Genomic DNA, 23,232 nt, shown 5'->3' with positions numbered 1-23,232 from the left:
GATGTCTGAAGAAAGTAAAGGTAAGTCGTGGAGTTTTCCTAGCACTTACACCATTTTAGTGATAGCGTTGATCTTTGTGGCAGGATTAACCTATATCATTCCCGCTGGCTCGTACGATTATCAAGATCCTATGGGGCAGATCATTCCCGCTGAAGAAGCTAGCCTGATGAGTGCCGATGAGCGTAAAGCGTTAAAGTTGAGTCCAATTGCTGGCACCTTTACGCGCATGGAGAGCCGTGGACAAATTAAACACCTCCCTATGGCACCGATTAAGGGGTTTGCCGATAGTGTAGAAGTTGCAACCTTTGTGCTCTTTATTGGCGGATTCTTAGGCGTTATTGCTAAGACGCGGGCAATTGATGTAGGTATCGCAAGCTTGATGACACGGATGAGGAGTCGACTCTATCTCTTAATGGCGATGTTGATTAGCATCTTCTCTCTTGGAGGAATGAGTTATGGTATGGGCGAGGAGACGATTGCGTTTTATCCCATTCTCTTACCGATGATGGTGGCAGCTGGTTTTGATGTGATGGCTGCCGCTGCGGTGATATTGTTGGGTGCGGGTACGGGTGTGCTTACGTCTGTGCTCAATCCCTTTGCCACGGGTGTGGCTAGTGATTTGGCAGGTGTGAGCATTGGCGATGGGATGCCTTTTCGTCTGGTGCAGTGGGCGCTTTTTGCCTTTTTTACGATGTTTTATGTGATTCGTTACGCTAAGCGCACGCAAAAGAGTCCGATGCTCTCGGTTACACACGATTTGAATCCCGAGATTAATGCCGAAATTTTAGCCAATCATCAAGAGCATGCCGAGAAGTTGACCTTACGTCAAACGTTGGTTTTAATTACCTTCATCGCGACGTTTGGAGTGATGGTCTTCTCCCTCTTGCCCTTTTCGGATTGGAATGAGAATTTAGCGTCTTTAGAGTTGGGTTGGTACTTTCCTGAGTTGGCGGCGCTCTTTTTATCGTCGAGCATCTTGGTAGGATTTTTGGCTGGCTTTAACGAGCGCGATATTGCGGGAAGTTTTGTCGCTGGGGCTAAGGATGTCTTGGGGGTGGTGCTAGTCTTGGTGCTCTCCAGAGGTCTCAAGGTGGTGATGGAAGAGGGCATGATCATCGACTCCATTTTGGCCTTCTCCGAGCAAGCGGTGCAAGGCTTGCCACAAGTGGTATATATTAATGTCGTATACTTCTTGCATATTATTCTCTCGATCTTTATCCCTTCAACTTCAGGGCTGGCGGGTCTCTCTATGCCAATTATGGCACCCTTAGCCGATATTGCGGGGGTCTCGAAGAGCTTAGTGATTACGGCATATCAATCAGCCTCTGGCTTGGTGAATATGGTCTCACCGACCAGTGGTATCTTGATGGGCGCGCTGATGGTCTCTAAAATTCCGTATGATCGCTTTATTAAATTTGTCTGGAAGTATATCGCAACGCTCTTTGTAGCAACCATGGTGCTCTTAACATTGGGCGTTCTTTTGGGCGTTGGGTAGTTTTTGTTAGATAAAAAGGAGGTTTTTGATGAGATACGTGATTGCTTTAGGTGGTAATGCTTTAGAGGATGGCAAGGCAGAGGCGACGGCTGAGCGTCAACTAGAGGCGATAAAGCAAGCGGTTAAAGGGATTGTTGATGTGGTGGAGGCGGGGCATACGGTGGTGATTACCCATGGTAATGGACCGCAAGTGGGTCGCATTTTGATGCAGAATGAACTTGCGCAAGCGCATACTCCGGCGATGCCTTTTGATCTCTGTGGGGCGATGTCGCAGGGGATGATTGGCTATCATATTCAGCAGGCGTTGCGTGGTGAGCTATTGCGTCGTAAGCTTTCTCTCCCCGTTGCAACAGTAGTCACACAAGTAATTGTCGATGCCGATGATCCTGCCTTTAGCCATCCGACCAAACCGATTGGTGCATTTTATGATGCAGCCGAGGCAGAAAGGCTCACCCAAGAGCGAGGCTATACGATGAAAGAGGATGCTGGACGCGGATTTCGGCGAGTGGTGGCCTCGCCTCAACCCAAGACGGTGGTCGAACTCAAGAGCATTGAGGCGCTTATCGCCAGTGGACAGCTTGTGATTGCCTGTGGCGGTGGCGGTGTTCCCGTGGTGGAGCGTGACGGTCTCTTGCATGGTGTGCCTGCGGTTATCGACAAAGATTTGGCCTCGGCACTCTTGGCGCAAGAGATTGGTGCCGATCAATTGATTATCCTTACGGCGGTAGAGCAGGTGGCGATTCGTTTTGGTCAAGAGAATCAAGAGAATTTAGCCAAGCTTTCGGTGGCAGATGCCAAAAAATATGCATCGGCTGGCGAATTTGGCGAGGGATCGATGCTACCTAAGGTCTTGGCGGGTGTTCATTTTGCGCAGAGTGGCGAAGGGCGTAGCACGCTAATTACCTCACTAGAGGCGTTAGGGCAAGCGATTTCAGGCATCAAAGGCACACGTATTGATGCTTAAGTTTATGTAATGTGGGCAGAAATACCTTCTCCTTGTTGGCTTAATCATCGGGAGAGGGTAGATAAATTTATCGATAAGTTACTTGTCAAAGTGGGGTATATCGGCTAAAATAGGCAGATGATGAGAGAAAAATCGGCTAATCAAACGCGTCTACGGAGTATTTCGGCGCTGGTGGTGATGCTTAGTACGTTGATTTCGCGGATTTTGGGTTATGTTAAGTCGGCGGTCATCGCGCACTACTTTGGTGCGGGTGGGGTGGCCGATGTCTTGAACGGTGTCTTTCTTATCCCCAATAACTTACGTAAATTGATGGCTGAAGGGGCATTGACGACGGCTTTTATCCCTGCGTTGAGCAAGCATGTGGTGCGCGAGGATCATCGCGCGGCGAGAAAAATTACGCAAGAAGTCTTGACTTTACAATATGTCGTTTTATTGCCATTTATTTTGATAAGTATCCTTAGCGCGCCACAGATGGCTTCGTTTCTCTTCAACTTCCCAGAGGCCTCGCAGATGGAGTTAGCCAGCAAACTTTATGCATGGTTTATCCCGTATCTGCTTTTTGTCAGCGTGGCGGCAATCATTACGGCAGTGCTCAATACGCATGGGCGCTTCTTGATGGGGGCGCTTTCACCCCTCTTTTTTAGCTTTGCGGTGATTATGGCGGTGGTGGGTTTCAGCGGATCGCTTGGGGTTTACAGTATGGCGTTGGGCATTTTGGTGGGAGGTTTGGGACAAGTGATGATCCTCTATCCCCTTTTTCGTCGCCTCGATTATCGCTTGAGCCCGAGTCTCTTTTTGCGGAGCGAAGAATTTAACACCATCATGAAGCGTTATTTACCGGCGCTTTTGAGTAGTAGCATCTTTGTGATTAATCAACTGGTGGCTAGCCGATTGGCGAGCGGTTTGGCGGATGGATCGATGAGCGCGTTGACCAACTCGATTGTCTTTTTCAACTTGCCATTGGGTATCTTTAGCGCGACGGTGAATACGGTATTTTATCCACAATTAGCCAAGGCTGCGCATGCGCAAAATCATCAGGAACTCGCCGAGACGATGAAGCGTGGATTGTATTTATTATTGATCTTTTTAGCCCCTTCGGCGCTCTTGATGGGCGTTTTGGCGCATGAGATTATCAGTGTGGCGTTGATGCGTGGGATGTTTGGTCAAGAGGCCGTCATGCTGACAGCGCAGGTCTTGATTGGCTACTTAGTGGGAATCTTTTTCATTGCAGCCTATAACTTTGCGCAACGTTACTTTTACGCGAAAGGGCGCTTCTTCTTGCCCTTAATGAGCGCAATTTTCGCTAGTGGATTGGATATCATCTTGAGCTTGTGGTTGATTCGCACGCCCCTTGGTGTCTCAGGCTTAGCCTACGCTAACAGCATTGCCTTTTTCTTTGGCTTTTTGCTCCTCTTTATCATCATTGTTAAGGAGCAGGGTTTGTCGGTCTACAAGGACAGCCTTGGCTTGATGTTCAAAGTTGCCATCTCTTTGGGCGTGGGTTATGGTATTTATCTGCTAACGGAACGCTTGCTAGCTCCAGATTGGTGGCGTGCACCCTTGCCTTTTCTGCAAAAATTGAGTTATTTATTCTTGCAAGGTGGGCTTCCTGCGCTGGCAATCTTGGGCATGTATATCCTCTTTAAAATGGATATGATTAAGGATATTTTTCGTTTACGCAAAAAAAGAGGGAGTAAATAAATCTTCCCTTTAGACCGATAATAGAGAAGACGTAGGAGAGTAAGTGTGAAGAGAGTAATCTTTGGCATATTAATGATAGGAATCGCCGTCCAGATATCGGCACAGACCCAAAGCTCGATTGCCCAAGAGCGAGAGCGTTTTGGTCAGATGCCAACCTCTAGGGGTAGCGTTATTGATACCGCGGGGATGGATGCACGCATTGTGATGAGCTTGGCTTGGGCGTCGTTTGAGCAAGGTGATCTTGCCAGTGCTTTGCAGTATGCTGAGCGCATCCGTCAAGAGCTGGGGCAACATAGTGAGGCGGAATATCTCATTGGTCTTATCTATATGAAAGAGGGGCTTCCCCTACTTGCTGAGCGATCGCTGAAGAATGCTCTACTCTATGCGTATACTGCAGAGGAGCGCGCTGATTATGGCTTAGCGTTGGCAAATTTGTATTACCGTATGCAGGATTATCCTGCGATGGAGCAACAGTTAGAAGATGTGATTTTTGGCTTGCCTTATGACGACGAGGCGATTGCCTTTCGTCAAACCCTTACCGGACAGATGCGTCAAGCGCGCCAAATCATGCTCAAAGAGGGTATCGATCGGGTGGCAGAGCTCTATCGTTGGCAGGGGCTTCACCACGATATCGCGGTAGAGATGCTCGCCCTCTACGCCTACAATCACGATACTTATGTGGGGTATGGTCGCGCGGTAGAACTCTTTACGTATAGCACGATTTTGAAGGTGGGGGTTTTGGTCAATCAATTAATGGTGTATGATCCTAGCTATCGCTTTTCCACATTAGAGGATCTCTTGGTGCAAGCGAAACGCTATCCCTCGATGCAGATATATATCGATAATGTAGACTTTTATCGCACGATCTTCTTCTTGGCAGCGAGCCTTTATGCTTATGAGAAGTCGGATGTCAGTAAGATTTTATGGAATGGGCTACGGTTACAATCGAGCACTTCACCTTGGATTCGTCGTGCAGCGTTACGCTTTCGTCAACCGATGATTGAGGATTTTTCCGCAGAGTTTGACGGTATCTTTAAAGCGCAATTTTAGTTTGATATAAATTGATGAAGGAGGTGCGAAATGCCTTATTATGATTATCGTTGTGAAGAGTGTGCCGAGCAATTTGAACTCTTTCAATCGATGGATGCGCCCAGTGGTGGTGTTTGTCCCAAGTGCCAAAGCCATTTGGTTAAGCGGATCATTGGTGGGGCGGGGATTATCTTTAAGGGGTCGGACTTTTATGTAACCCAGCAACGACAGAAGCGCGGTCAGGATTGATGCATTCGATTATCGATCTCACCATGACATTGAGTCGTCTACCGGGGGTTGGCAGTAAGAGCGCGAAGCGTATGGCCTATTTTTTACTAGAAGAGCCTGAACTTCGGGCGCTCCTTGAGGAGCAGTTACATCATCTGGCGAATTCGGTTTATCTCTGTCCGATTTGTGCCTGTTATTCGCAGGAGATGCAGAGTTGCCAGTATTGCGATCGTCAACGCCTGCAACCAGAGCTTCTCTGTGTGGTAGAGCGCGCCAGTGATGCGATGAATCTGGAGGCTTCGGGGGGCTTTGGGGGACTCTACCACGTGTTGGGCGGGGCGATTTCGCCGATGAGTGGGATTACTCCCGAGCAGTTACGCTTAGAGAGTCTAAAGTCTCGATTAGAATCTGGCGCAATTAAAGAGGTCATTCTCGCTACCAGCTTTACCTTAGAGGGTGATGCGACCGCGCATTATTTGGAGCAATGGCTGGCTCATTTTGACGTTGTGGTTAGTCGTATCGCCAGTGGCTTGAGCGCGGGGGCTCAACTGGAGTTTGCCGATAAACAGAGTCTCATTCATAGCATGAGAGGGCGTCAAAAGCTTTAAACTGCGTTCTAGTTTCAATGTTCCCCTTGTTCATACCCATGATAGGTGCTCAATTTTGAGGTGAGACCCGCTTCAATGAGTCTTTCGTAGAGAAATTGTTCAAGCCAGTTATGCTTAGCTGTGAACTGCGTTCTAGTTTCAATGTTCCCCTTGTTCATACCCATGATAGGTGCTCAATTTTGGGGTGAGACCCGCTTCAATGAGTCTTTCGTAGAGAAATTGTTCAAGCTGGTTATGCTTGCAGGTACGGCTAATGGAGAGAATGAGGGTATTTTTAAAGCTAATTACGGAACAGTCGCGCTTATTGATATACTTTGGCGCGGGAATGAATTCGACATCTTTGACCATCGAGGCAACTTCTTCGGGGAGGGAGAATGCGCCTAGGTTAGAGAGTACGGAGCTCTCTTGACGCATATTTTGGGCGTGAATGCGCTTGAGCACCATTCGCTTCATGAAGAGCGGAATGACGGCGAGTAGTGGAATGCTTTCGCTACGTAGATTTTGCCCAATAAAGGGTTGAAAGTGCTTATCCAGAAGCTCTTTTTTCATCGTGTGATGGACTTGGGCGAGGATCTCTTCAAAAGTGAAGAGCCCTAATCGTGGATCGATCTCGTGTGAGATGAAGCCGATGAAGTTGCGCAAGCTTTTACTGGGAAAGAATTGGCGTAGATCAACCGGATTATTGATGCGCAACGGGCGACGAAATTTACGTTTGGGTGGGAGTAAAAACATCCGATCTTGATACGCCGTGAGGTAAAATGCCGTGAGTAGCGTGGTTAGACTTACTTTATGTTGCTTGGCTAGTTGGAGGGTTTGATCGAGTGGGAGACGAAAGCTCACGACCTCTACGCCGAAGGGGCGTCGATTGCGTTGAGGTTCGTAAAAGGCTTCGCCCATGCGTTTTTTGGGTTTGGGAAGTGCTTTTTGTAGTAGTAAATTTTTGTAAGCATCATGTAACTCTTCGCTTTGCAAGGGTGTTTCGGGGCGAATAATCGCATCATTATCGGGAATTTCTACACCTAAAAGATAGGCGTATTCGCAGAAGAGCGACTGCAAGAATTGGGTGGCAGCTTTACCGTCAACAATTAAATGTGTTGTCTCTAAAGAGATGCGTTGGTGGTAGACGAGTACACGAAAGGGATAGGCGTGTGCTTGTGTGATGTCGTGCCCCATGGCGATTTCGGTGTCGCGGATGATGGTGGGGTAGTGAAAGTTCTCTTCTAAATAATTCCAGAAGATACCACGTTTTAGGCTGGTACGAAAGATGGGAAAGCGTGGGAGAATATTGAGGAGCGCTTGTTGCAGGATATCGATCACAACGGGCTTCTGTAGGTTGAGGGAGAGACGGAAGAAGTGGCTCTCTTTTTTGGAGACGAGGGCTTGATAGATGAGAGCGACGTTGTCTAGTTCGTAGGTGTTGAGGCGTTTATCGTTCATGATGCAGATCCTCGCGTTTACGCTGGGCTTTGATAATCGGATCGAAATTGACGCGAATTTTCGCGAAGTAATGGAGATAGATAAAGATCATCGCAAGAAAGAGCAGGCTACTGAAGGTAAAGAGCGACCACCCCTGTGGTCTGCCTCCACCGGAAATGCCAATGTCTAGGCTTATCAACGAGATAGAGATGGCAAAGAAGCTAAAACCGATGATATTGAGGCCTTTAATGCGTAGATAGCGCCAGAGCATTTGTAGTAAAATTAAGGGGCTAATCCCGCCCATAATAATCACAAATCCACGGGAAAAAGCCCACTTGATAGTCTCATCGCGTAAGTCGATGGCAAAGAGAAAGAGCGTGGTGTTGATAAGTAGAAGCCATTGTGCGCCTAAACTAAATCGATATAAACGGACAATGAGTAAGATAATGATGCTGTAAAAGAGCGCAATAGAAGGCAGGTAGATGGCAAGGCGACTCTCCCCAAAGCGATTGAGCTGATAGACGCTGACTGTTGCGACAATAATCATGGCGCTAAAGAGGGCAAGCATCAGGAAGTCTAGGATAAAGTTGAAGATTTTCGCCGTAGAGACCGGCGCAGGCACGTACCAAAAGGAGGCGTGTTCGTGGGCTTTGTTTAGCTCTCGCCAATGGCTAAAGACATCTTCGGGGCGCTCGTTATCCTCGGGATGGAGCAATGGCTGGTGGCACAAGGGGCAACGATCTTTACTCTCTTCTTGAATAACGACCCGACAACGTCGACAATAGGTCATAGAATAAACTCCTTTGGTGCGAAAAAAGTAGGATTTTTTCGCAATCTATGTTATAATAATCTTGAAAGCAAAAAAAATCAATGCTTAGGAGAAAATAATGAAGTATGTTGCCATTTTATTAGCAGAAGGATTTGAAGAGGTCGAGGCGTTATTGCCATGCGACTTTTTGCGTCGGGCCGAGATTGTTACCAAGTTGGTGAGTATCAGTGAGGATCTCTTGGTGAAGGGTGCACACGATATTACGGTACAAGCTGATATGCATCTTAGCGAGGTGCAAGTTGCCGATCTCTTGGGCGTGATTGTTCCGGGGGGTATGCCCGGCACCAAGCATTTGGCGGAGAATTTAGCGGTGATTCGTCTTTTAAATGACGCGCACGCACAAGGAAAAATCGTTGGGGCAATCTGCGCTAGTCCTGCTATCGTGATGCCAAAAACCAATTTTTTCGCCGAAAAAACCTTTACTTGTACGCCTAGCCAGCGCGATCTCTTGGCGGATAAAAAGTACTACATCGAAGCGCCCGTGGTCATCGATGGCAAGGTCATCACCAGTCGTGGCCCCGGTACCACCGCGCACTTTACCCATGCGATTATTCAAGAGCTAAAGAGCAAAGAGATCGCTGATGCCCTCTTTACCCGCGCGCTCTTTCATTTGGAAGAGTGCTAGCATTTTATAAAGTAAAAGAGCGCCAATAGGCGCTCTGATTATTTACTGCAAGGCTTATCTCTCTACCCAAGAATAATGTTGACAATTTTCCCCGGAATGGCGATAACCTTTTTGATCGTCGCATTTTGCGTGAGCTCGATAATGCGCGGTAACGCCAAGGCACGTTGTTCAAGCTCTTCTTTGTTGATATCTTTAGCAACGGTAATCTCGGCGCGTAATTTCCCGTTGACTTGCACCCCTAGGGTTACCTCGTCGTCAATGGTAAGCGCCTCGATGTAACTAGGCCAAGGCTCAAAGCTTAGTGTCTTCGCGTTGTTGATAAAGGGCAGATACAACTCTTCAGCAAGGTGCGGGGCGTATGGCGCGAGGAGGAGAAGGAAGGGTTTCCATAGCTTACGGTAACAGGTTTTTGTCGGCATTACTTCGTTCATAAAGACCATCATCTGTGCCACAGCGGTGTTAAACTCGAGATTTTGGGTATCTTCGGTTACCTTTTTGATGGTTTTATGGAGAATTTTTTGCAACGCGAGCGGTGGTTCGTTGTTGTCTTGCGGAAAGTGTGCATAGTCGTAGACTTTGCTCAAGAAGCGATGCACGCCCACCATCCCTTGTGTGTTCCACGGTTTGGTGGCTTGCAATGGTCCCATAAACATCTCGTAGATGCGCAAGGTGTCGGCACCAAATTGGTCGATCATGTCATCGGGATTAACCACATTCCCACGGCTCTTGCTCATCTTTTCATTATTTTCACCTAGAATCATGCCTTGGTTAACCAAGCGCTGGAAAGGCTCTTTGGTGGAGACTAAGCCTAGATCATACAAGACTTTATGCCAAAATCGCGCATAGAGTAGGTGGAGTACCGCATGTTCCATTCCCCCAACATAGAGGTCGACAGGCATCCAATACTGCTCTTTATCCTTGCTGACAAACTCATTAGGGTTCGTGGGGTCGATGTAGCGAAGGTAGTACCAACAGCTTCCCGCCCATTGAGGCATGGTATTAGTCTCGCGCTTGGAATCGCCTTTACACTTGGGACAAGTGGTTTCAACCCAATCAGTAATCGTAGCAAGAGGCGATTCACCGGTGTCGCTGGGCTGATAACTCTCAACTTTGGGCAACTCTAGGGGAAGGTCGTCTTCGCTTAGCGGGACAATGCCACAACTTGGACAGTGAACGATGGGCATCGGTTCACCCCAGTAACGTTGACGGCTGAAGATCCAGTCGCGGAGTTTATAGTTGACCTTACGGTTAGCAACTTTTTTCTGCTCAAGCACCTCGATGGCTTTGATTTTAGCAGCAGCGACATCGAGATTCGACCACTCTCCGCTATCAAAGGTGATGCCATCGCCGACCATTGCCTCTTTGTCGAGCGTGTCTTCGCCAGATTTTGCTTGGATAACAGCCTTAATCGGGAGATTGTAGAGCTTGGCAAAGTCGTAATCGCGTTGATCGTGGGCAGGCACGGCCATCACCGCACCGCTTCCGTAGCTGGTTAAGACATAATCACCAATCCAGATCGGAATCTCCTCCTTGGTGAGCGGGTGGATCGCGTAACTACCAGTGAAGACACCGCTTTTGGTCTTGGCAAGTTCGGCACGCTCTAGGTCGCTCTTGCTGGCAGCCTCAAGTTGATAGGCTTGTACCGCAGAGCGTTGCGCATCACTGGTGATAGTGGCAACTAGGGGGTGTTCTGGGGCAAGAACAACATAGGTAGCGCCGTAGAAGGTCTCCGGGCGGGTGGTATAGACCGTGATGATTTTTTCGGGATGCCCTGCCACAGGTAGGTGAATTTCCGCGCCATCGCTCTTGCCAATCCAGTTGCGTTGCATTGCTTTTACGGCCTCGGGCCAATCAAGGCTATCGAGATCGGCAAGAAGCTCTTCGGCGTAGGCAGTGATTTTGAATTTCCACTGACGCAAATCCTTACGTACCACAGGCGTATCACAACGATCACAGCGATTGTTGTTGGTTACCTCTTCGTTTGCCAAGCCAATGCGACAGGAGGGACACCAGTTGATGGGGGCGAAATCCTCGTAGGCGAGTCCTTTTTTGTAGAGTTGGAGGAAGATCCATTGCGTCCAACGATAGTAATCGACATCGTGTGTTTGCACCTCGCGTGACCAGTCGTAGCTAAAGCCAAGGCGCTCAATCTGTTTACGAAAGGTTGCGATGTTGGCTTCGGTGGTGGTTTTGGGGTGCGTTCCAGTCTTGATAGCATAATTCTCTGCGGGCAAGCCAAAGCTATCAAAGCCCATGGGGTGTAAGACATTGTATCCCTTGGCACGCAAAAAACGCACATAAATATCGGTCGCGGTGTAACCCTCGGGATGCCCTACGTGTAGACCATTGCCACTAGGATAGGGAAACATATCCAGCACATAGGCGCGCTTCTCTTTGGGGTAGGCAGGATCTTCGGTAACCTTGAAGGTCTGATTACGTTGCCAGTGGTCTTGCCACTTCTTTTCGATGTCAGCAAAGGGGTAATAGGCCATAAAAACCTCACTTTAAGTCATGATTAAGAGATATTGGGCGATTAGATGTAGCTAATCTTTTTGGCTTGCGTGATTTCAAAGACACCCAGCAGACGCTTCATCGCATCGATGTCGTAGTGCGCATGACTGGTAGCATTGTAGAGATCCGTAACCTGTTGAAGTGCCTCTTCGCCTTGGAAGAGCGCCTGACAGAAGGCAACTTTAAGATAGCCCTCAGCAACGAGTTTGGCAAAATCTTTATTATGACAGAGGCGACGTAATTTCTTGTCGATAATCGCCGTCTCGCCGTGGTAGCCAATAACGTAGGGGAAGGTGGTGGGGGAAAGTTGCATAAAAATTATCTCCTAGGATTTTTGATAGGGCCCAATGCTTGCAAAAAGAGCTCGCGCGCGGTCTCTGCTTTGGCTTTACCTGCGCTCTTCTTCATGAGTTGACCGAGCATAAACTTGAGCGCGTGATCGGTACCTTGATGGTAATCTTCTACCGCTTTGGGGAACTCAGCAAGCACTTCTTGCACCCATTGGGCGATGGTATTGGGATCGTCAAGCTGTTTGAGATCGAGCTTTTGTACGAGATCCTTGGCATCTTCGCCCGTAGCAAGCATCTGGGTAAAGACGCTCTTACTCTGCTTACCGGTGATGGTTGCCTGCTCCACCAAATCACACAGCTCGCGTAACTGGTTGGGTTTGATAGGACTCTGGCTAATCGAGATATTTTTCTCTTTGATCACCGCCAGTAGCTCGCTCAAGAGACGATTGGCGACCTTTTTGGGGCTAATCGCACCTTTGGCTGCCTCAAGATAGTAGTGCAGAAGTTCTTTAGAGCTGGTGATGGTGTAGGCATCCTCTTCGGTGAGTCCAAATGTTTGGATCAGCTCTTCACGATACTCCATGGGGGTAGGCTCTAGCTTCTGGCGTAATTGTTCTAACCACGCCTCATTAAGGAGCACGGTAGGAATGTCTGGCTCTTGGTTAAAGCGATAGTCATCTAAAACGCCCTTGTTGCGCATAAAGATGGTTGTCCCCGAGGCATCATCCCAACGACGGGTGGTTTTGATCGCTTTGGGGTCATTAAGGGTAATGCCATCGGTTTGCCAGAGGGCAAGTTGGCGCGATGCTTCAAATTCGATGGCACGGCGTAGGGCGCGAAAGCTATTCATATTTTTTACTTCGGAGATCGGTGTGGCAATCCAGCCTTTGTCGGTCTCGATTTTAAGGTTGACATTGGCATCACAGCGCAAAGAGCCACTCTCCATTTCGCCGTCGCTAATGCCCAAGAAGCGCACGATTTCACGTAAGGTCATGAGGTAGGTGCTTGCCTCCTCGGGACTGTGCATGGTGGGGGTAGAGACGATTTCGAGTAATGGCGTACCCGCACGATTATAATCGTAATAATCGGTCTGTTCGTCGGCAATTTGTAGATTTTTCCCCACGTCTTCTTCCATATGGAGCTGAACAAGGGCAATCTCTTTAACCTCGCCTTGATGTTTTATCTTGATAGAACCGCCCTTACAGATAGCGTTGATTTGGGTGATTTGATAGCCTTTGGGAAGGTCTGGATAGGTGTAACTCTTACGGGCGAAGGTGTTCTCCATGGTGATAGTGCTTCCAAAGGTGAGCCCACAAAGCGCGGCGGCCTCAAAGAGACGCTGATTTACCTCGGGCATGGCACCAGGTAGCGCCAGACAGATGGGGCAGGTACGGCTATTGGGGATACCGCCGTAACTATTTTCACAAGCGCAAAATGCTTTGGTCTTGCTTAACACTTGCACGTGGGTCTCCAAACCAATAATGATTTGGTATTTTAGTTGCGATTGTTCATCTTGATAAATTGGAATTGCCATAGCTCCTATATTACATAATTTTGACAATTTGTGCAAGAGCTAAGGCGTATCGGCGCGATTCTCTAGGAGGTTTTCGAGGAAGATGGGGTGAGGTTCTTTCTCTCGTGTGGGATAGGCGGAGAATTTCTGTTTTGCTTTGGGGATATTGGGTGTGGTGCGGGCATTGTAGAGGTAGGTGTGTACGATGATGCGCGGGGATTTATCTTGGTTCTTGGTACGTTTTATCTTGAGGATAGCCACATCGGTGTAGCCTAGGCGGATGGCAAGATCGGCGGTGGCGGCTTTGCTGGTGCGGGTAGCGCGCGCGTAGCCGAAGGCACTGGGATGGATCTCGACTTGGTAGTAGTTGGGATCGCCATTTTGTGCTTCTCGGATATAGTCATACTCGCCAAGAATGGTGATGCCACTACTACGCGTGCGGTCGATGGGATTGTAGTAGACGACAAGGGCGATAGCACCTATGCTCACGAAGAGGATGAGGAATGCGATAAGATTGGTACGGGGTTTTTTGCGGGGCTTCTCTTGATGATGCATTAGCGGTGAATCTCCTCGTTAAGTTCTCTAATCAGGCGATACTTCTCTTCATAGAGCGGTGTGGATAGGTTGACTTTATAGTGATGCGGATTGACTAGACGCTTACGTTCGCTACTAAAGGTGGTAAGGCGTTGTTGATAGTACGCTCGGCTTGCGGTGAGGTTGCTCTGTTGTCTACCTAGTTCGGTTAATTCGCCATTGATCATCATGGGCTGGGTGAGTCGTTCAACCTCATAACTACCGGCTAGAAAGGTGGTCGCCTTGAGGCGATCTTCTTCAGATATAATGGTAATTTCCTTACCAGCTAGTAAGAGGTCGCGATCGCTATCGCCGTTTGCCATGGTGATAAGATCGGCTTTTGCCTCGCCTTGCTGATAAATACGATAGACATCTTTGTGATAGGGTGTGCTTATCTTAATGCTATCGTTGGAGAGCTTGATAACGGGTTTTCCTTCCATCTCCACCAGCTTGTAGACACCACCAAAGCAGGGATTATCCTTACTGGTTGCGATGCTATCGCCTACGCCAATGAGGTCAAAGGGCGCGCCTTGTTGCTTTAGCTCGCTGATGAGGTGTTCATTAAGGCTATTGGTAAGCAAGATTTTTGCTCGATGTAAGCCTGCTAGATCGAGCTCCTTTCGGCACATCTTGCTAAAGTAGGCCAAGTCGCCTGAGTCTAGGCGAATGCCGTAGGTGAGTTTTTCGTTGTGCTCTATTGCTATCTCTTGAAAAATTTTGATGGCATTCATTAACCCTGACTTAAGCGTGTCGTAAGTATCGATAAGAAAATAGATCGACGGCGCGCCGACACGTTGCATCTGATTGGCGAAGGTTTTAAAGGCGAGATACTCCGCCTCTTTGCCTACGCCAAAACTCTGGATATACGAGTGCGACATCGAGCCGATAGAGGGCGCACCGTAAAAGTATTCGGTTGCCATCGCCGAGTGCATGGCACAGCCACCAATGAGTGCTGCTTTTGTTCCCAACACCGAGGCATCAAAGCCATGCGCGCGACGCGGGCCAAAGGCTAAGACAGGAATCTCCCCAGCCGATCGGGTGATACGGCTAGCCTTACTAGCGATGGTCATCTGGTAGTTAAAGCTGTTGAGTAGCGGGGTCTCGATGATTTTTGCCAACACCAGATCGCCCAATAGCGTAAGAACAGGCTCCCCAGCAAAGGAGAGTTCGCCCTCACGCATGGCGTAGATATCACCATTAAACTGCGCCTCCATGAGATACTCTTGGAGATCCGCGCTTAAGCCCAGCTTCTGAAAGTATCCAGCCTTAACGTCTTTTTTCGTGTGATTAATCATATTAACCAGCGACAGGGCGCTTTCGGTGCCAACGACTACGGCAAAATTGCTATCTTCGGTTTTACGAAAAAAGTAATTAAAGATGCTCGCCTGTTGGTGCATCTGGTTGGCTAGATAGACTTCGCTCTCGGTGTATTGATAGCGATCGCTGTTGATAAAGCGAGCAAAGTCGGTTAGGATATTCATGGCAGACCCCTTGTCTAGTTTTGGCTGAAAATAAGAATGATTACTGTTTGAGAAGCGATTTTTTGAGTTGTTCGGGTTTGGCCGAAAAGATATCGACAACTTCATTGCTACTCATCATGTGAATTTTCCCTTTGAGTTTAGCTCCTTGGGCGATGCTGATAGCGCGCGTGAGAATATCGCCTTCGAGTTGCGCTTCTTGACTGATATGCACGCTCTGATCGACAATGGCATTTCCTGTGAGTTTGCCGTCGAGTTGGAGATTTTTGAGATTGATGTTCGCCTTCACTTGGCTAGACTCTTCGATGATGAGATCGCCACCTGCAACGATCTCCCCATCGAATTGTCCTTGAATGCGCATCCCGTGCGCAAAGCGTAGCTTACCAACAATATGCGAGTGCTTACCAATGACGCTCTCTTTTTTAGGTGAATAGTGAATTTCTTTCATACTAATTATATTGCGATTTTTTGCTACTTTTGTCAATCGTCTTTTTGCGATTCTACCCCTTGCCAGAGATTTTTCTCCTGCGTTGCCTGAATTTTTTTGAGATTGTACCACGCCTCGTTTTGAATGGGAAACGTACCCTTTTCTGTACCTACCAGTAAGTAGATTTCATCTTTGGTATCAACGTAGTGGTGCATGTAGAGTGAAATGAGATGCGGTTCCAGATCTTTTTCTACAGGAATATGACTATGCTTAGCGTATAGCGGTATCTTTTTCGCTAAGCGCTCCACCATCATTAAGTCTAGCTGATCGTCTCGATAAAGTTTGTCAGTAAGCTTATCGAGAGCCTCTGCCCCTTGTGCTTGGCTACGGTATTTGGCGATGATACTCTCCTCTTTGGTTTCATGATAGATATCGTGAATGAGTTGACTTAAGATATAGTGATATTTTTTGATATTTGTATTAAGTGTCGTCGGTTGACATTGGTTATTTACGAGGAGTAGGGATTCCTGTTCCCTTAATTGTTCAATAGGATAGAGTTTGGCGTGCAACATATGAAGCGATCCATAGAGCGTCGCCTCGTCCATAGCGTCGATGCTCTTAATCAGTGTTTTAAACGATTTTTTTAGACTAGAGTAAAAGAGAATATGGGAAATGTGTTCTGTACTTTCAGCCGAAACTACCTTAAGTAAGGAGTTTTGTTCAGGGGAAAAGGGATTAAATTGAATCTTTTTAATCCGCTCTTCGATGTAAGATGCAGTGTACAAGAGAATTTTATCCATGGTGTTAGCTGATCCTTTGCCTTGCTATCAACGTAAGAAGTAGTTTTGCAACACCTTTGGCGTCTGCAAATGCGGATTATTCAGCAGGTGAGAAATCGTCTCCTCTTGAATGCCTGTTACGTGGTAAATATGACGTTTGGTGTCATCGGCTTGGGCAGGTCGCTCAAAAAAGAGCTCATCATCCACCAGCACAAAACCAAACTGAATATCATGCTTGCGTACATGTAAGCGCATATGATCGCCAATGGTATTCTCCCATAAGCCTAGCACTTGTTGGTCCTGACTAATGCGATGGGGTAGGCAGACCCCCAAGGCAACGCTATCTTCTAAGCGCTGATGAATACTTGCCAAAAAGGCTTCCTTTTCCTCGTTGTTAAGTGCAGGTAACTTTGAGTAAAAAAAGAAGCGATTGCTACAGGTGTTGGAGAGTGTGATCACTTGTTGCATCCACTGATGCGTTTGAATAATGTAGCGATCCATCTGCGCATAATGTTGGCTTAAATAATGGTAATATCGATACCAAAATGGGTATAAGTGTTGTGCAATCTCTTCTTCGTAATGATCGCTAAAAAAGTGAATCATGGTTTGCCCATCTGCTAGCATAAATGTGTCTCCTTATGATGAACTCATCGTCCTTAGTCTCGATTAAACTAAGTTTACCAAAGAAAATATACCCATTATTTATAAAATAATCACAATTTTATAACTGATAGCCAGATCTAAAAGATCTCCCTAATACTGATAGATAGAATCAAATACCGTGGTATCATTTTTTTCTACTTTTGGCTTATCAATTTGTATATTAAGGATACTGAAAAAAATTCCTATCGCCAAGGGTATTTCTAACTTTCTTTGCATAAGGAAGATATCGATGCTACTTCTTTAGAGATGCATGCTCTATCGTAAAGATATGGTGGGGCGCTAGCTCCGTCAAAACATCTTTAATATTCCGTTGTGTAAGGTAGGGGCTGTAAAGCGAATCACCCATTCTTGTGTGAATAACAAAGTGATTTTTATGCAATTCAATATATCTTATGTCATTGATATAACAAAAATTGATGCGTCCTGTCATCGTATGGAAAAAGGTGATATGGAGCTCTTCAATGCGTAATAGTGGACGATTGCCCGCATTCAACGAGAAGATAGCGACAAAAAGTAACGAGAAAATATAAATTTGCCAATCAATCGGGCTAGCAATCAGAGGCATCGCCGGCCACGCCAAGAGAAAACCGATAAGCGGAGTAAAATAAGCAATACGGTAAATCATATTTGACTTAACGACAAATATCGGTGCTAAAGATGGCGTAGGGGATGAATGTGCTTTTCGCTTAAACATAACTAATCCTTTACTTAATAATAAGTTAATGTTCCCTGGACTTCTCATAAAAGCGTGTGAAACGCGGGTGAAAGACGAGCTCGGCCACACCAATTGGACCATTACGTTGTTTGGCGATAATCAACTTTGTCTCGATGAGACCTTCATCAGCCGTCTCATTGTCGGTTTTACGGGTACGATGTAAAAACATCACAACATCCGCATCTTGCTCGATCGATCCCGTCTCACGCAGGTCGGCGAGATTTGGCTCTTTGCCTTCCGCATCACGCCGTAACTGGCTCAAGATGATGACGGGAATTTTTAGCTCGCGCGCCAGTGCTTTAATATTTCGGCTCACGAGCGCCATCTGTTCGTGACGGGCAAGATTACTCTCTTTCACGGTGATAAGTCCTAAATAGTCGATGAAGAGCACTTTGATATTCTTTTCGATCTTCATCTTTCTTGCCTGTAATTTTAGTGCAGACAAAGAGATGTTAGGTGTATCATCGATGTAGAGGGGCGCATCGTAAATGCGCGAGGCGGCATCGCTAATCTTGCTTAATTCGGCGCTAAGCATAAGGGATGGGCTACGAAATTTAATGCTATTAACTTGTGATTCCGAGGCAAGCATGCGCATCACTAGCTGTTCGGCGGGCATTTCAAGCGTAAAAAATCCCGTAGCGATCTGCTGTTTGATCGCTAAATTTTCCACAAAGGAGAGCGCCAAAGCCGTCTTACCCATACTCGGACGCGCACCGATAACAATCATCTCGCCATCTTGAAAACCAGAGAGCATATTGTCGAGTTCGGAAAATTTACTCTCAATGCCTGTATAGCGGATCTTGTTTTTGAAGCGCTCTTCCAAAATCTCTAAGGTATTTTTAACTAGCTGACGCGCATCGTAATAGGCGCTAATTTTACTACCATAATCAAGATCCAAGATCTTTTGTTGTGTGTGTTCAATTAATGTCTCGGTAGGTTGGGCTAGATTGGTGGATTCCTCGGCAATGTCGATGCCCATCTCCTTAAGCGATCGACGAATAGCAAATTCGCGCACAATATTGGCATAATGTAGAGGGGTACTCGTGAGTGGTGCCGTCGCGGTAAGCTCGGTGAGATAGGCAGTACCGCCTGCTTTCTCCAAGAGGTCGCGACTACGCAATGCATGGGTCAACGAGACGACATCTACGGGTTGACCATGCTCCACCTGAAAGCGAATGGCCTCAAAGAGCACCTGATGCGCCGAATTAAAGAATGATTGGGGAGCAATAAGCTCCTCAATCTTGTCCAAAGTGGCAACTTTAAAGTTGGAAAGTAACGTGCCAATAAGTGCACGCTCGGCTGCAAGATCAAAAAGATTAGCACGTTCTTCCATAGTATTTCTAGGATTGGCAGAGAATTAGTTGTTAGCTTCTGCGCTCTCCTGTACTGGATTGTTGCTCTGTACATTGATTTTGAGGTTGGCAACCTCACCTGCATAAAGACGCACTTTCACCTCAAACTCGCCTACCTCTTTGATGCTGTGGTTAGGAATATCGATGAATTTCTTCTCGATAGACATGCCCTTTTTCGCAAGCTCTTCGGCGATAGTTGCAGGAGTAACCGCACCAAAAAGACGACCCTTCTCGCCACTAGCAAAGTGAAAAACCAACGCTTCTGCTTCGAGTTTTTCTTTGTGCGATCGCGCTTCTTTGGCTTTTTCGGCCTTCTTACGGGCGATAATATGCTGGCGCTTGGTAAGCTCATTAACGGCATGGGCGCTGTAGTTAGCAACAATCCCATTTGGGATAAGATAGTTGCGCGCATACCCCGCAGCTACCTCTTTGATGTCGCCCTCTTCGCCTAGTGAAGCGTAGTCTTGCTTCAAAATAACTTTCATTTTCATATAAAATAACCTCGTTTATCGATTAAAATACTTAGGGTGAGCATTTTACCCAATTTTATCTCATAAAAAGATAACAGATCGGGTAAAATTGTCGAATGGTTAATTGCTTACAAACGGCAATAGAGCAATAATGCGGGCGCGCTTGATGGCTTGGGTGAGCTCACGTTGATGACGAGCACACGAACCGGTGATGCGTGCAGGAAGAATTTTACCACGTTCGGTAACACAGCGCTTGAGGGTCTCTACATCTTTGTAGTCGATGCCTTTGGTGTTGTTGCAAAAGCGACAGACTTTCTTTTTATGAAAACTGCGTTTGCCTCTGCGTTCTTTGTCGTCGCCTGAAAAGTTGTCAAAGTTATTATCTCTTGAATCTGCCATGATAGTCTAAATCTCCATATTATACTAAGATAAATTGCATCACATACTTGTGATTAAAAAGGGATGTCATCCTCAAAATCAACCGGAGGTGCCATGTTGGTGTTTGTTGAAGGGGATGGATTGGCTTTGGGTCTGCCGGTGGGGGGATTTGGGCGCGAAGATTGACTTGGGGATGAGGCGCGCTCGGAGTCGTTTGTGCCACCTAATAGCATGATGTTATCCGCTAGAATGGTAACCCGACTGCGTTGCTGACCGTCTTGTTCCCAACGATCTTGACGAAGTTGCCCCTCGATGCCCACCTGCTTACCTTTGGTGAGGTAATTATTGAGCGCTTCTCCTTGTTTACCAAAGAGAGTCACGTCAAAGAAGTGAGCTTCATCGACCCATTGATCGCCTTGTTTACGTCTGGCATTTACGGCGATAGCGAGGCGAGAGACGGGCATATTGGTGTTGGAGGTGTATTTGAGTTCCGCGTCTTTGGTGAGTCTACCAACAAGAACAACACGATTGATATCGGCCATGACTACTCTTCCTCAGCCTTGGGTGTAGGACTCTCAACTGGGTTAGATTGGTTAGTATGGAGAGGTTTTCGCACGCGGATGCGTTGTTTGCGAGGCTTCTCTAGCTTGATGAAGAGGTGGCGAATGAGACCTTTTTGGAGCTTAAGGAGCTCATCAATTTTGGTCATTTCGCCTTCGCGCTCAAAGAGGTAGAGGTGGTAGTGTCCACGATTCTCTTTGTTGATTTCATAGGCAAGATTGCGTGCGCCCATGTCTTCTTCTTTGACAATGGTAGCACCTTGGTTCTTGAGGATGGTACGAATGGCATCGACACCCTCGGTGTGGAAATTTTCTTTTACATTGAATATGCAAACTAACTCATAGTTGTTCACGCTATTCCTCCTTGTGGTCTTTCTCTATTATTGACCCATCGACGATGCAACGGGTAAAGAGGACTCGTTATCCTTTTATTATACCCGATATATCCATTTTCTTCAAGGGGGGTATCTATCTTGACATTTTTTAGCGATAAGTGATAAAATGATTTACTAAAGTTTTACAGGAGCGATAGATGAGCGATAATGGTGCGGGAAATACGCCTTTTGAGGATGCGGATGGGTGTGAGATTGGATGTGAGCGTGAGGCAACGCTGGGCTTGGATGATTTTTTGGTGTTGAATGGTGATGAGGACGATGCGGAGTTAGAGGCGAAACAGCGTAAGGCAAGTGATTGGTTTTTGTTGGGTACGCGTGCGTATGTCCATGCGCAGTATGATCTTGCGATTACCTATTTTGATAAGGTGCTGGAGTTAGAGCCCGAGAATGCCAAGGCCTATGCCAATCGTGCGGATGTGCACTGGGAGATGGAGGAGTACCCCGAGGCACACAATGATTATCTGATGGCGGTGGAGCTAGGTGGTGAGAAGATGCAACTGCTCTTAGATGAATTTATTCAAGCCATGCAAGCCGAAAAGTTGATGGATAAAGAGGGGCGATTCCGCCAGAACGTCAAGAGTAAACAACCTTCGCACTTGCCCTTGGTGGACGAGGCAGACTTGGGCGAAGATATGCGCATCTTTGATCCCAAAGATGAATCTATGGAGGATGAGGACGACGAAGATCTCTTCTAACTTTTTGTAGAAGCGGAGGGGTATAAATGTATAAAAAACTCAAAAAATACCAAAGAATCTTATTTCTTATTACATTAGTAGTGAGTATTATCTTAATATTTTTTATAAAAAGGGAAGAGTATGGCACGCTTGGCTATCTGCTGGCTATCGTCGCCGTGATAATCTTGCCCTTATTGCTGGTGCTGATACTCTACGCGCTGGTGTTTGCATTTAAACAAAATCGACATCATCGTTGGCTACAAATTTTTGGAGCAATCCATGTTATTATTGGGATTATATACAATCTCGTGCTGATTATTGAGGGGAGATGGTGGTAAGGAGGCAATAGAATGGGGTTAGACGAGACGTTTATGGTTAAGCAAAAAAGGTATAAGAGAGCTAAGATCCTTGTTAATATCTTGAGTTTTTTCTTATCTTTACCGCTATTGATTATGGTGGTGCGGATGGGGCATCACTTGATAGACTCTTCTATACCAGTAAGGCGCATACCTAGTGGCATTGTGTTTGGTTTGGGGTATCTGGCGATGGCGATAATCATCCTATATCGCAGATGGGGTTTAAAGCGAGGCTATCTTACGCCACAGCAAGCCACTAATGATACGGAGGTAGAGAAAGAGCCGGCCTTAGGTATTACCAAGATGCTCTTTGTTCTTACCTTGGTGATTGCGCTTGCTAGCTTGTTTGGCTATCTCTTTTTCACGCTGTTGTCAGGAGGAAAGTAAATGAAAAAATTAGTATTACAAGTCGTGGGTATAAGCATACTGACCTACCTCTTTATTATGGTGGCTTGGATAGCCGTGTATTATATTGATACTAAGATAGGGTCCAAGAGTGCTGATAAGCGCTTCTCGGCAGACTCCGTTTCGCATTTTTATGAGATAGCGTCGCTTGTGCTTTTTTACGAGGAGCGTGCGGATTCTATAGACCAAAATATTGATGGATTAATAGAAAAGGGAAATGATCCTGATAGTGAAACTATTCAAGGTTTAAGGAGTGAGGCACAGATGCTACGTGATAGGGCAGAATTTATTCGGCGTAGGCTAGCAGGCGATATTGAGGCGATTTATTCGGTCGTGAAAGTACCGCTGTCTGTCGATTTGTAATGCGCCAGTTAGCGCTTATTTTAGAATAAAGGGAGAGAAGAAGATGCGCAGTCTCAAGGATAGAGTATGGTTCATCATGTTGCTTTTAGCCATGATTATTGTTACTGGTAATATGGTAAAGAGGGTGGTAGAAAGTGTGAGTATAGCACAATTTACATCAGAGAGTGAGGATCCGTTAGTTTCCGTTAAGAAGTTTCGTCGGCAAGTACAAAGAAAGTTGGATAAAGAGTTAGCTAAAAAACATCCCAATGAGGGAAATATAGAAGTATATCAAAATGCACTAGCTACGATAGATCAAGCTCTTGAAAATAGAGAAAAGGAAAGGCAGGAGAATACGCCATGATTGCGCGCAGAAGAGATCTTTTCTTTATGTTATCGTTTTTTCTCATTGTTCTGGGTTTGCACCTGCTTTTTCGCGCAGATAGAGCGTTATTA

Annotated in this window: 28 protein-coding genes; 12 read left to right on the top strand and 16 right to left on the bottom strand. The window is 46.6% G+C overall.

The window, feature by feature from the left end:
• Position 1: 1 nt before the first annotated feature.
• From PVA46_RS05600 to recR, 6 genes are all read left to right on the top strand, one after another.
• Positions 2-1,495 carry a YfcC family protein gene (locus PVA46_RS05600; protein WP_167695775.1) on the top strand — a complete coding sequence of 498 codons (1,494 nt, stop codon included), beginning with the start codon at positions 2-4 and terminating at the stop codon, positions 1,493-1,495.
• A 28-nt stretch (positions 1,496-1,523) separates the two neighbouring features.
• Positions 1,524-2,459, top strand: coding sequence for a carbamate kinase (gene arcC, locus PVA46_RS05595; RefSeq protein ID WP_167695774.1), 936 nt, complete (start codon positions 1,524-1,526; stop codon positions 2,457-2,459).
• Positions 2,460-2,576: 117 nt separating this feature from the next.
• Positions 2,577-4,160, top strand: coding sequence for a murein biosynthesis integral membrane protein MurJ (gene murJ / locus PVA46_RS05590; protein ID WP_167695773.1), 1,584 nt, complete (start codon positions 2,577-2,579; stop codon positions 4,158-4,160).
• Positions 4,161-4,205: 45 nt separating this feature from the next.
• Entirely contained in the window at positions 4,206-5,210 is a 1,005-nt protein-coding gene (locus tag PVA46_RS05585; protein WP_167695772.1) for a tetratricopeptide repeat protein, read from the top strand.
• Positions 5,211-5,240: 30 nt separating this feature from the next.
• Complete coding sequence (locus PVA46_RS05580; RefSeq protein WP_167695771.1) at positions 5,241-5,438, top strand: FmdB family zinc ribbon protein; 198 nt, start codon at positions 5,241-5,243, stop codon at positions 5,436-5,438.
• Positions 5,438-6,025 (top strand): recombination mediator RecR, encoded by a 588-nt coding sequence (gene recR / locus PVA46_RS05575; protein WP_167695770.1) that lies wholly within the window; start codon positions 5,438-5,440, stop codon positions 6,023-6,025. Before PVA46_RS05580 ends, recR begins: the two co-directional genes overlap by 1 nt.
• Positions 6,026-6,163: 138 nt before the next feature.
• On the opposite strand, the gene PVA46_RS05570 is transcribed toward recR, so the two are convergent.
• Both PVA46_RS05570 and PVA46_RS05565 read right to left on the bottom strand, forming a co-directional pair.
• Entirely contained in the window at positions 6,164-7,462 is a 1,299-nt protein-coding gene (locus PVA46_RS05570) for a hypothetical protein (RefSeq protein WP_167695769.1), read from the bottom strand.
• Positions 7,452-8,231, bottom strand: a complete 780-nt coding sequence (locus PVA46_RS05565; protein ID WP_167695768.1) for a hypothetical protein — start codon at positions 8,229-8,231, stop codon at positions 7,452-7,454. The genes PVA46_RS05570 and PVA46_RS05565 overlap by 11 nt, the downstream gene beginning before the upstream one ends.
• Positions 8,232-8,328: 97 nt before the next feature.
• Between PVA46_RS05565 and PVA46_RS05560 the strand changes: the two genes are divergently transcribed.
• On the top strand, positions 8,329-8,895 hold the full coding sequence (locus tag PVA46_RS05560) for a DJ-1 family glyoxalase III (protein ID WP_167695767.1): 567 nt from the start codon (positions 8,329-8,331) through the stop codon (positions 8,893-8,895).
• Positions 8,896-8,957: 62 nt separating this feature from the next.
• Here the strand turns inward: PVA46_RS05560 and leuS are convergent, their stop codons facing one another.
• From leuS to rpsF, 14 genes are all read right to left on the bottom strand, one after another.
• On the bottom strand, positions 8,958-11,387 hold the full coding sequence (leuS, locus tag PVA46_RS05555; RefSeq protein WP_167695766.1) for a leucine--tRNA ligase: 2,430 nt from the start codon (positions 11,385-11,387) through the stop codon (positions 8,958-8,960).
• A gap of 41 nt (positions 11,388-11,428) precedes the next feature.
• Positions 11,429-11,719 carry a hypothetical protein gene (locus PVA46_RS05550; RefSeq protein WP_167695765.1) on the bottom strand — a complete coding sequence of 97 codons (291 nt, stop codon included), beginning with the start codon at positions 11,717-11,719 and terminating at the stop codon, positions 11,429-11,431.
• A 5-nt stretch (positions 11,720-11,724) separates the two neighbouring features.
• On the bottom strand, positions 11,725-13,230 hold the full coding sequence (gene gatB / locus PVA46_RS05545) for an Asp-tRNA(Asn)/Glu-tRNA(Gln) amidotransferase subunit GatB (RefSeq protein WP_167695764.1): 1,506 nt from the start codon (positions 13,228-13,230) through the stop codon (positions 11,725-11,727).
• 39 nt (positions 13,231-13,269) lie between these two features.
• Positions 13,270-13,764 (bottom strand): hypothetical protein, encoded by a 495-nt coding sequence (locus PVA46_RS05540; protein WP_167695763.1) that lies wholly within the window; start codon positions 13,762-13,764, stop codon positions 13,270-13,272.
• Positions 13,764-15,263: a nicotinate phosphoribosyltransferase gene (locus tag PVA46_RS05535; RefSeq protein ID WP_167695762.1), complete on the bottom strand. Its 1,500-nt coding sequence runs from the start codon at positions 15,261-15,263 to the stop codon at positions 13,764-13,766. Before PVA46_RS05535 ends, PVA46_RS05540 begins: the two co-directional genes overlap by 1 nt.
• A gap of 40 nt (positions 15,264-15,303) precedes the next feature.
• The gene (locus PVA46_RS05530; RefSeq protein WP_167695761.1) at positions 15,304-15,708 is read right to left on the bottom strand and encodes a bactofilin family protein; all 405 of its coding nucleotides are present in this window, start codon (positions 15,706-15,708) and stop codon (positions 15,304-15,306) included.
• Between the two features lie 32 nt (positions 15,709-15,740).
• A complete protein-coding gene (locus PVA46_RS05525; protein ID WP_167695760.1) occupies positions 15,741-16,487 on the bottom strand; it encodes a hypothetical protein in 747 nt (248 codons plus the stop codon).
• A gap of 27 nt (positions 16,488-16,514) precedes the next feature.
• Positions 16,515-17,090, bottom strand: coding sequence for a hypothetical protein (locus PVA46_RS05520; RefSeq protein ID WP_167695759.1), 576 nt, complete (start codon positions 17,088-17,090; stop codon positions 16,515-16,517).
• A 271-nt stretch (positions 17,091-17,361) separates the two neighbouring features.
• Positions 17,362-17,823, bottom strand: coding sequence for a hypothetical protein (locus PVA46_RS05515; protein ID WP_167695758.1), 462 nt, complete (start codon positions 17,821-17,823; stop codon positions 17,362-17,364).
• Between the two features lie 25 nt (positions 17,824-17,848).
• On the bottom strand, positions 17,849-19,177 hold the full coding sequence (gene dnaB / locus PVA46_RS05510; RefSeq protein WP_167695757.1) for a replicative DNA helicase: 1,329 nt from the start codon (positions 19,175-19,177) through the stop codon (positions 17,849-17,851).
• A 24-nt stretch (positions 19,178-19,201) separates the two neighbouring features.
• Complete coding sequence (rplI, locus tag PVA46_RS05505; RefSeq protein WP_167695756.1) at positions 19,202-19,687, bottom strand: 50S ribosomal protein L9; 486 nt, start codon at positions 19,685-19,687, stop codon at positions 19,202-19,204.
• A gap of 99 nt (positions 19,688-19,786) precedes the next feature.
• The gene (gene rpsR / locus PVA46_RS05500) at positions 19,787-20,065 is read right to left on the bottom strand and encodes a 30S ribosomal protein S18 (protein WP_167695755.1); all 279 of its coding nucleotides are present in this window, start codon (positions 20,063-20,065) and stop codon (positions 19,787-19,789) included.
• A 53-nt stretch (positions 20,066-20,118) separates the two neighbouring features.
• A complete protein-coding gene (ssb, locus tag PVA46_RS05495) occupies positions 20,119-20,586 on the bottom strand; it encodes a single-stranded DNA-binding protein (protein ID WP_167695754.1) in 468 nt (155 codons plus the stop codon).
• 2 nt (positions 20,587-20,588) lie between these two features.
• Entirely contained in the window at positions 20,589-20,957 is a 369-nt protein-coding gene (gene rpsF / locus PVA46_RS05490) for a 30S ribosomal protein S6 (RefSeq protein WP_167695753.1), read from the bottom strand.
• Between the two features lie 179 nt (positions 20,958-21,136).
• Between rpsF and PVA46_RS05485 the strand changes: the two genes are divergently transcribed.
• From PVA46_RS05485 to PVA46_RS05465, 5 genes are read left to right on the top strand one after another with little or no spacing between them, the layout of a single operon-like run.
• The gene (locus tag PVA46_RS05485; RefSeq protein WP_167695752.1) at positions 21,137-21,694 is read left to right on the top strand and encodes a tetratricopeptide repeat protein; all 558 of its coding nucleotides are present in this window, start codon (positions 21,137-21,139) and stop codon (positions 21,692-21,694) included.
• A 26-nt stretch (positions 21,695-21,720) separates the two neighbouring features.
• A complete protein-coding gene (locus tag PVA46_RS05480; protein ID WP_167695751.1) occupies positions 21,721-22,011 on the top strand; it encodes a hypothetical protein in 291 nt (96 codons plus the stop codon).
• Positions 22,012-22,023: 12 nt separating this feature from the next.
• Positions 22,024-22,416, top strand: coding sequence for a hypothetical protein (locus tag PVA46_RS05475; RefSeq protein ID WP_167695750.1), 393 nt, complete (start codon positions 22,024-22,026; stop codon positions 22,414-22,416).
• A complete protein-coding gene (locus tag PVA46_RS05470; protein WP_167695749.1) occupies positions 22,417-22,797 on the top strand; it encodes a hypothetical protein in 381 nt (126 codons plus the stop codon).
• A 43-nt stretch (positions 22,798-22,840) separates the two neighbouring features.
• On the top strand, positions 22,841-23,140 hold the full coding sequence (locus PVA46_RS05465; protein ID WP_167695748.1) for a hypothetical protein: 300 nt from the start codon (positions 22,841-22,843) through the stop codon (positions 23,138-23,140).
• Positions 23,141-23,232 lie beyond the last annotated feature (92 nt).

Origin of the sequence: Entomospira culicis (genome assembly GCF_028748145.1) — a bacterium.
Taxonomy (GTDB): Bacteria; Spirochaetota; Spirochaetia; order WRBN01; family WRBN01; genus Entomospira; species Entomospira culicis.
This window is presented reverse-complemented; position numbering and strand designations above follow the sequence as displayed.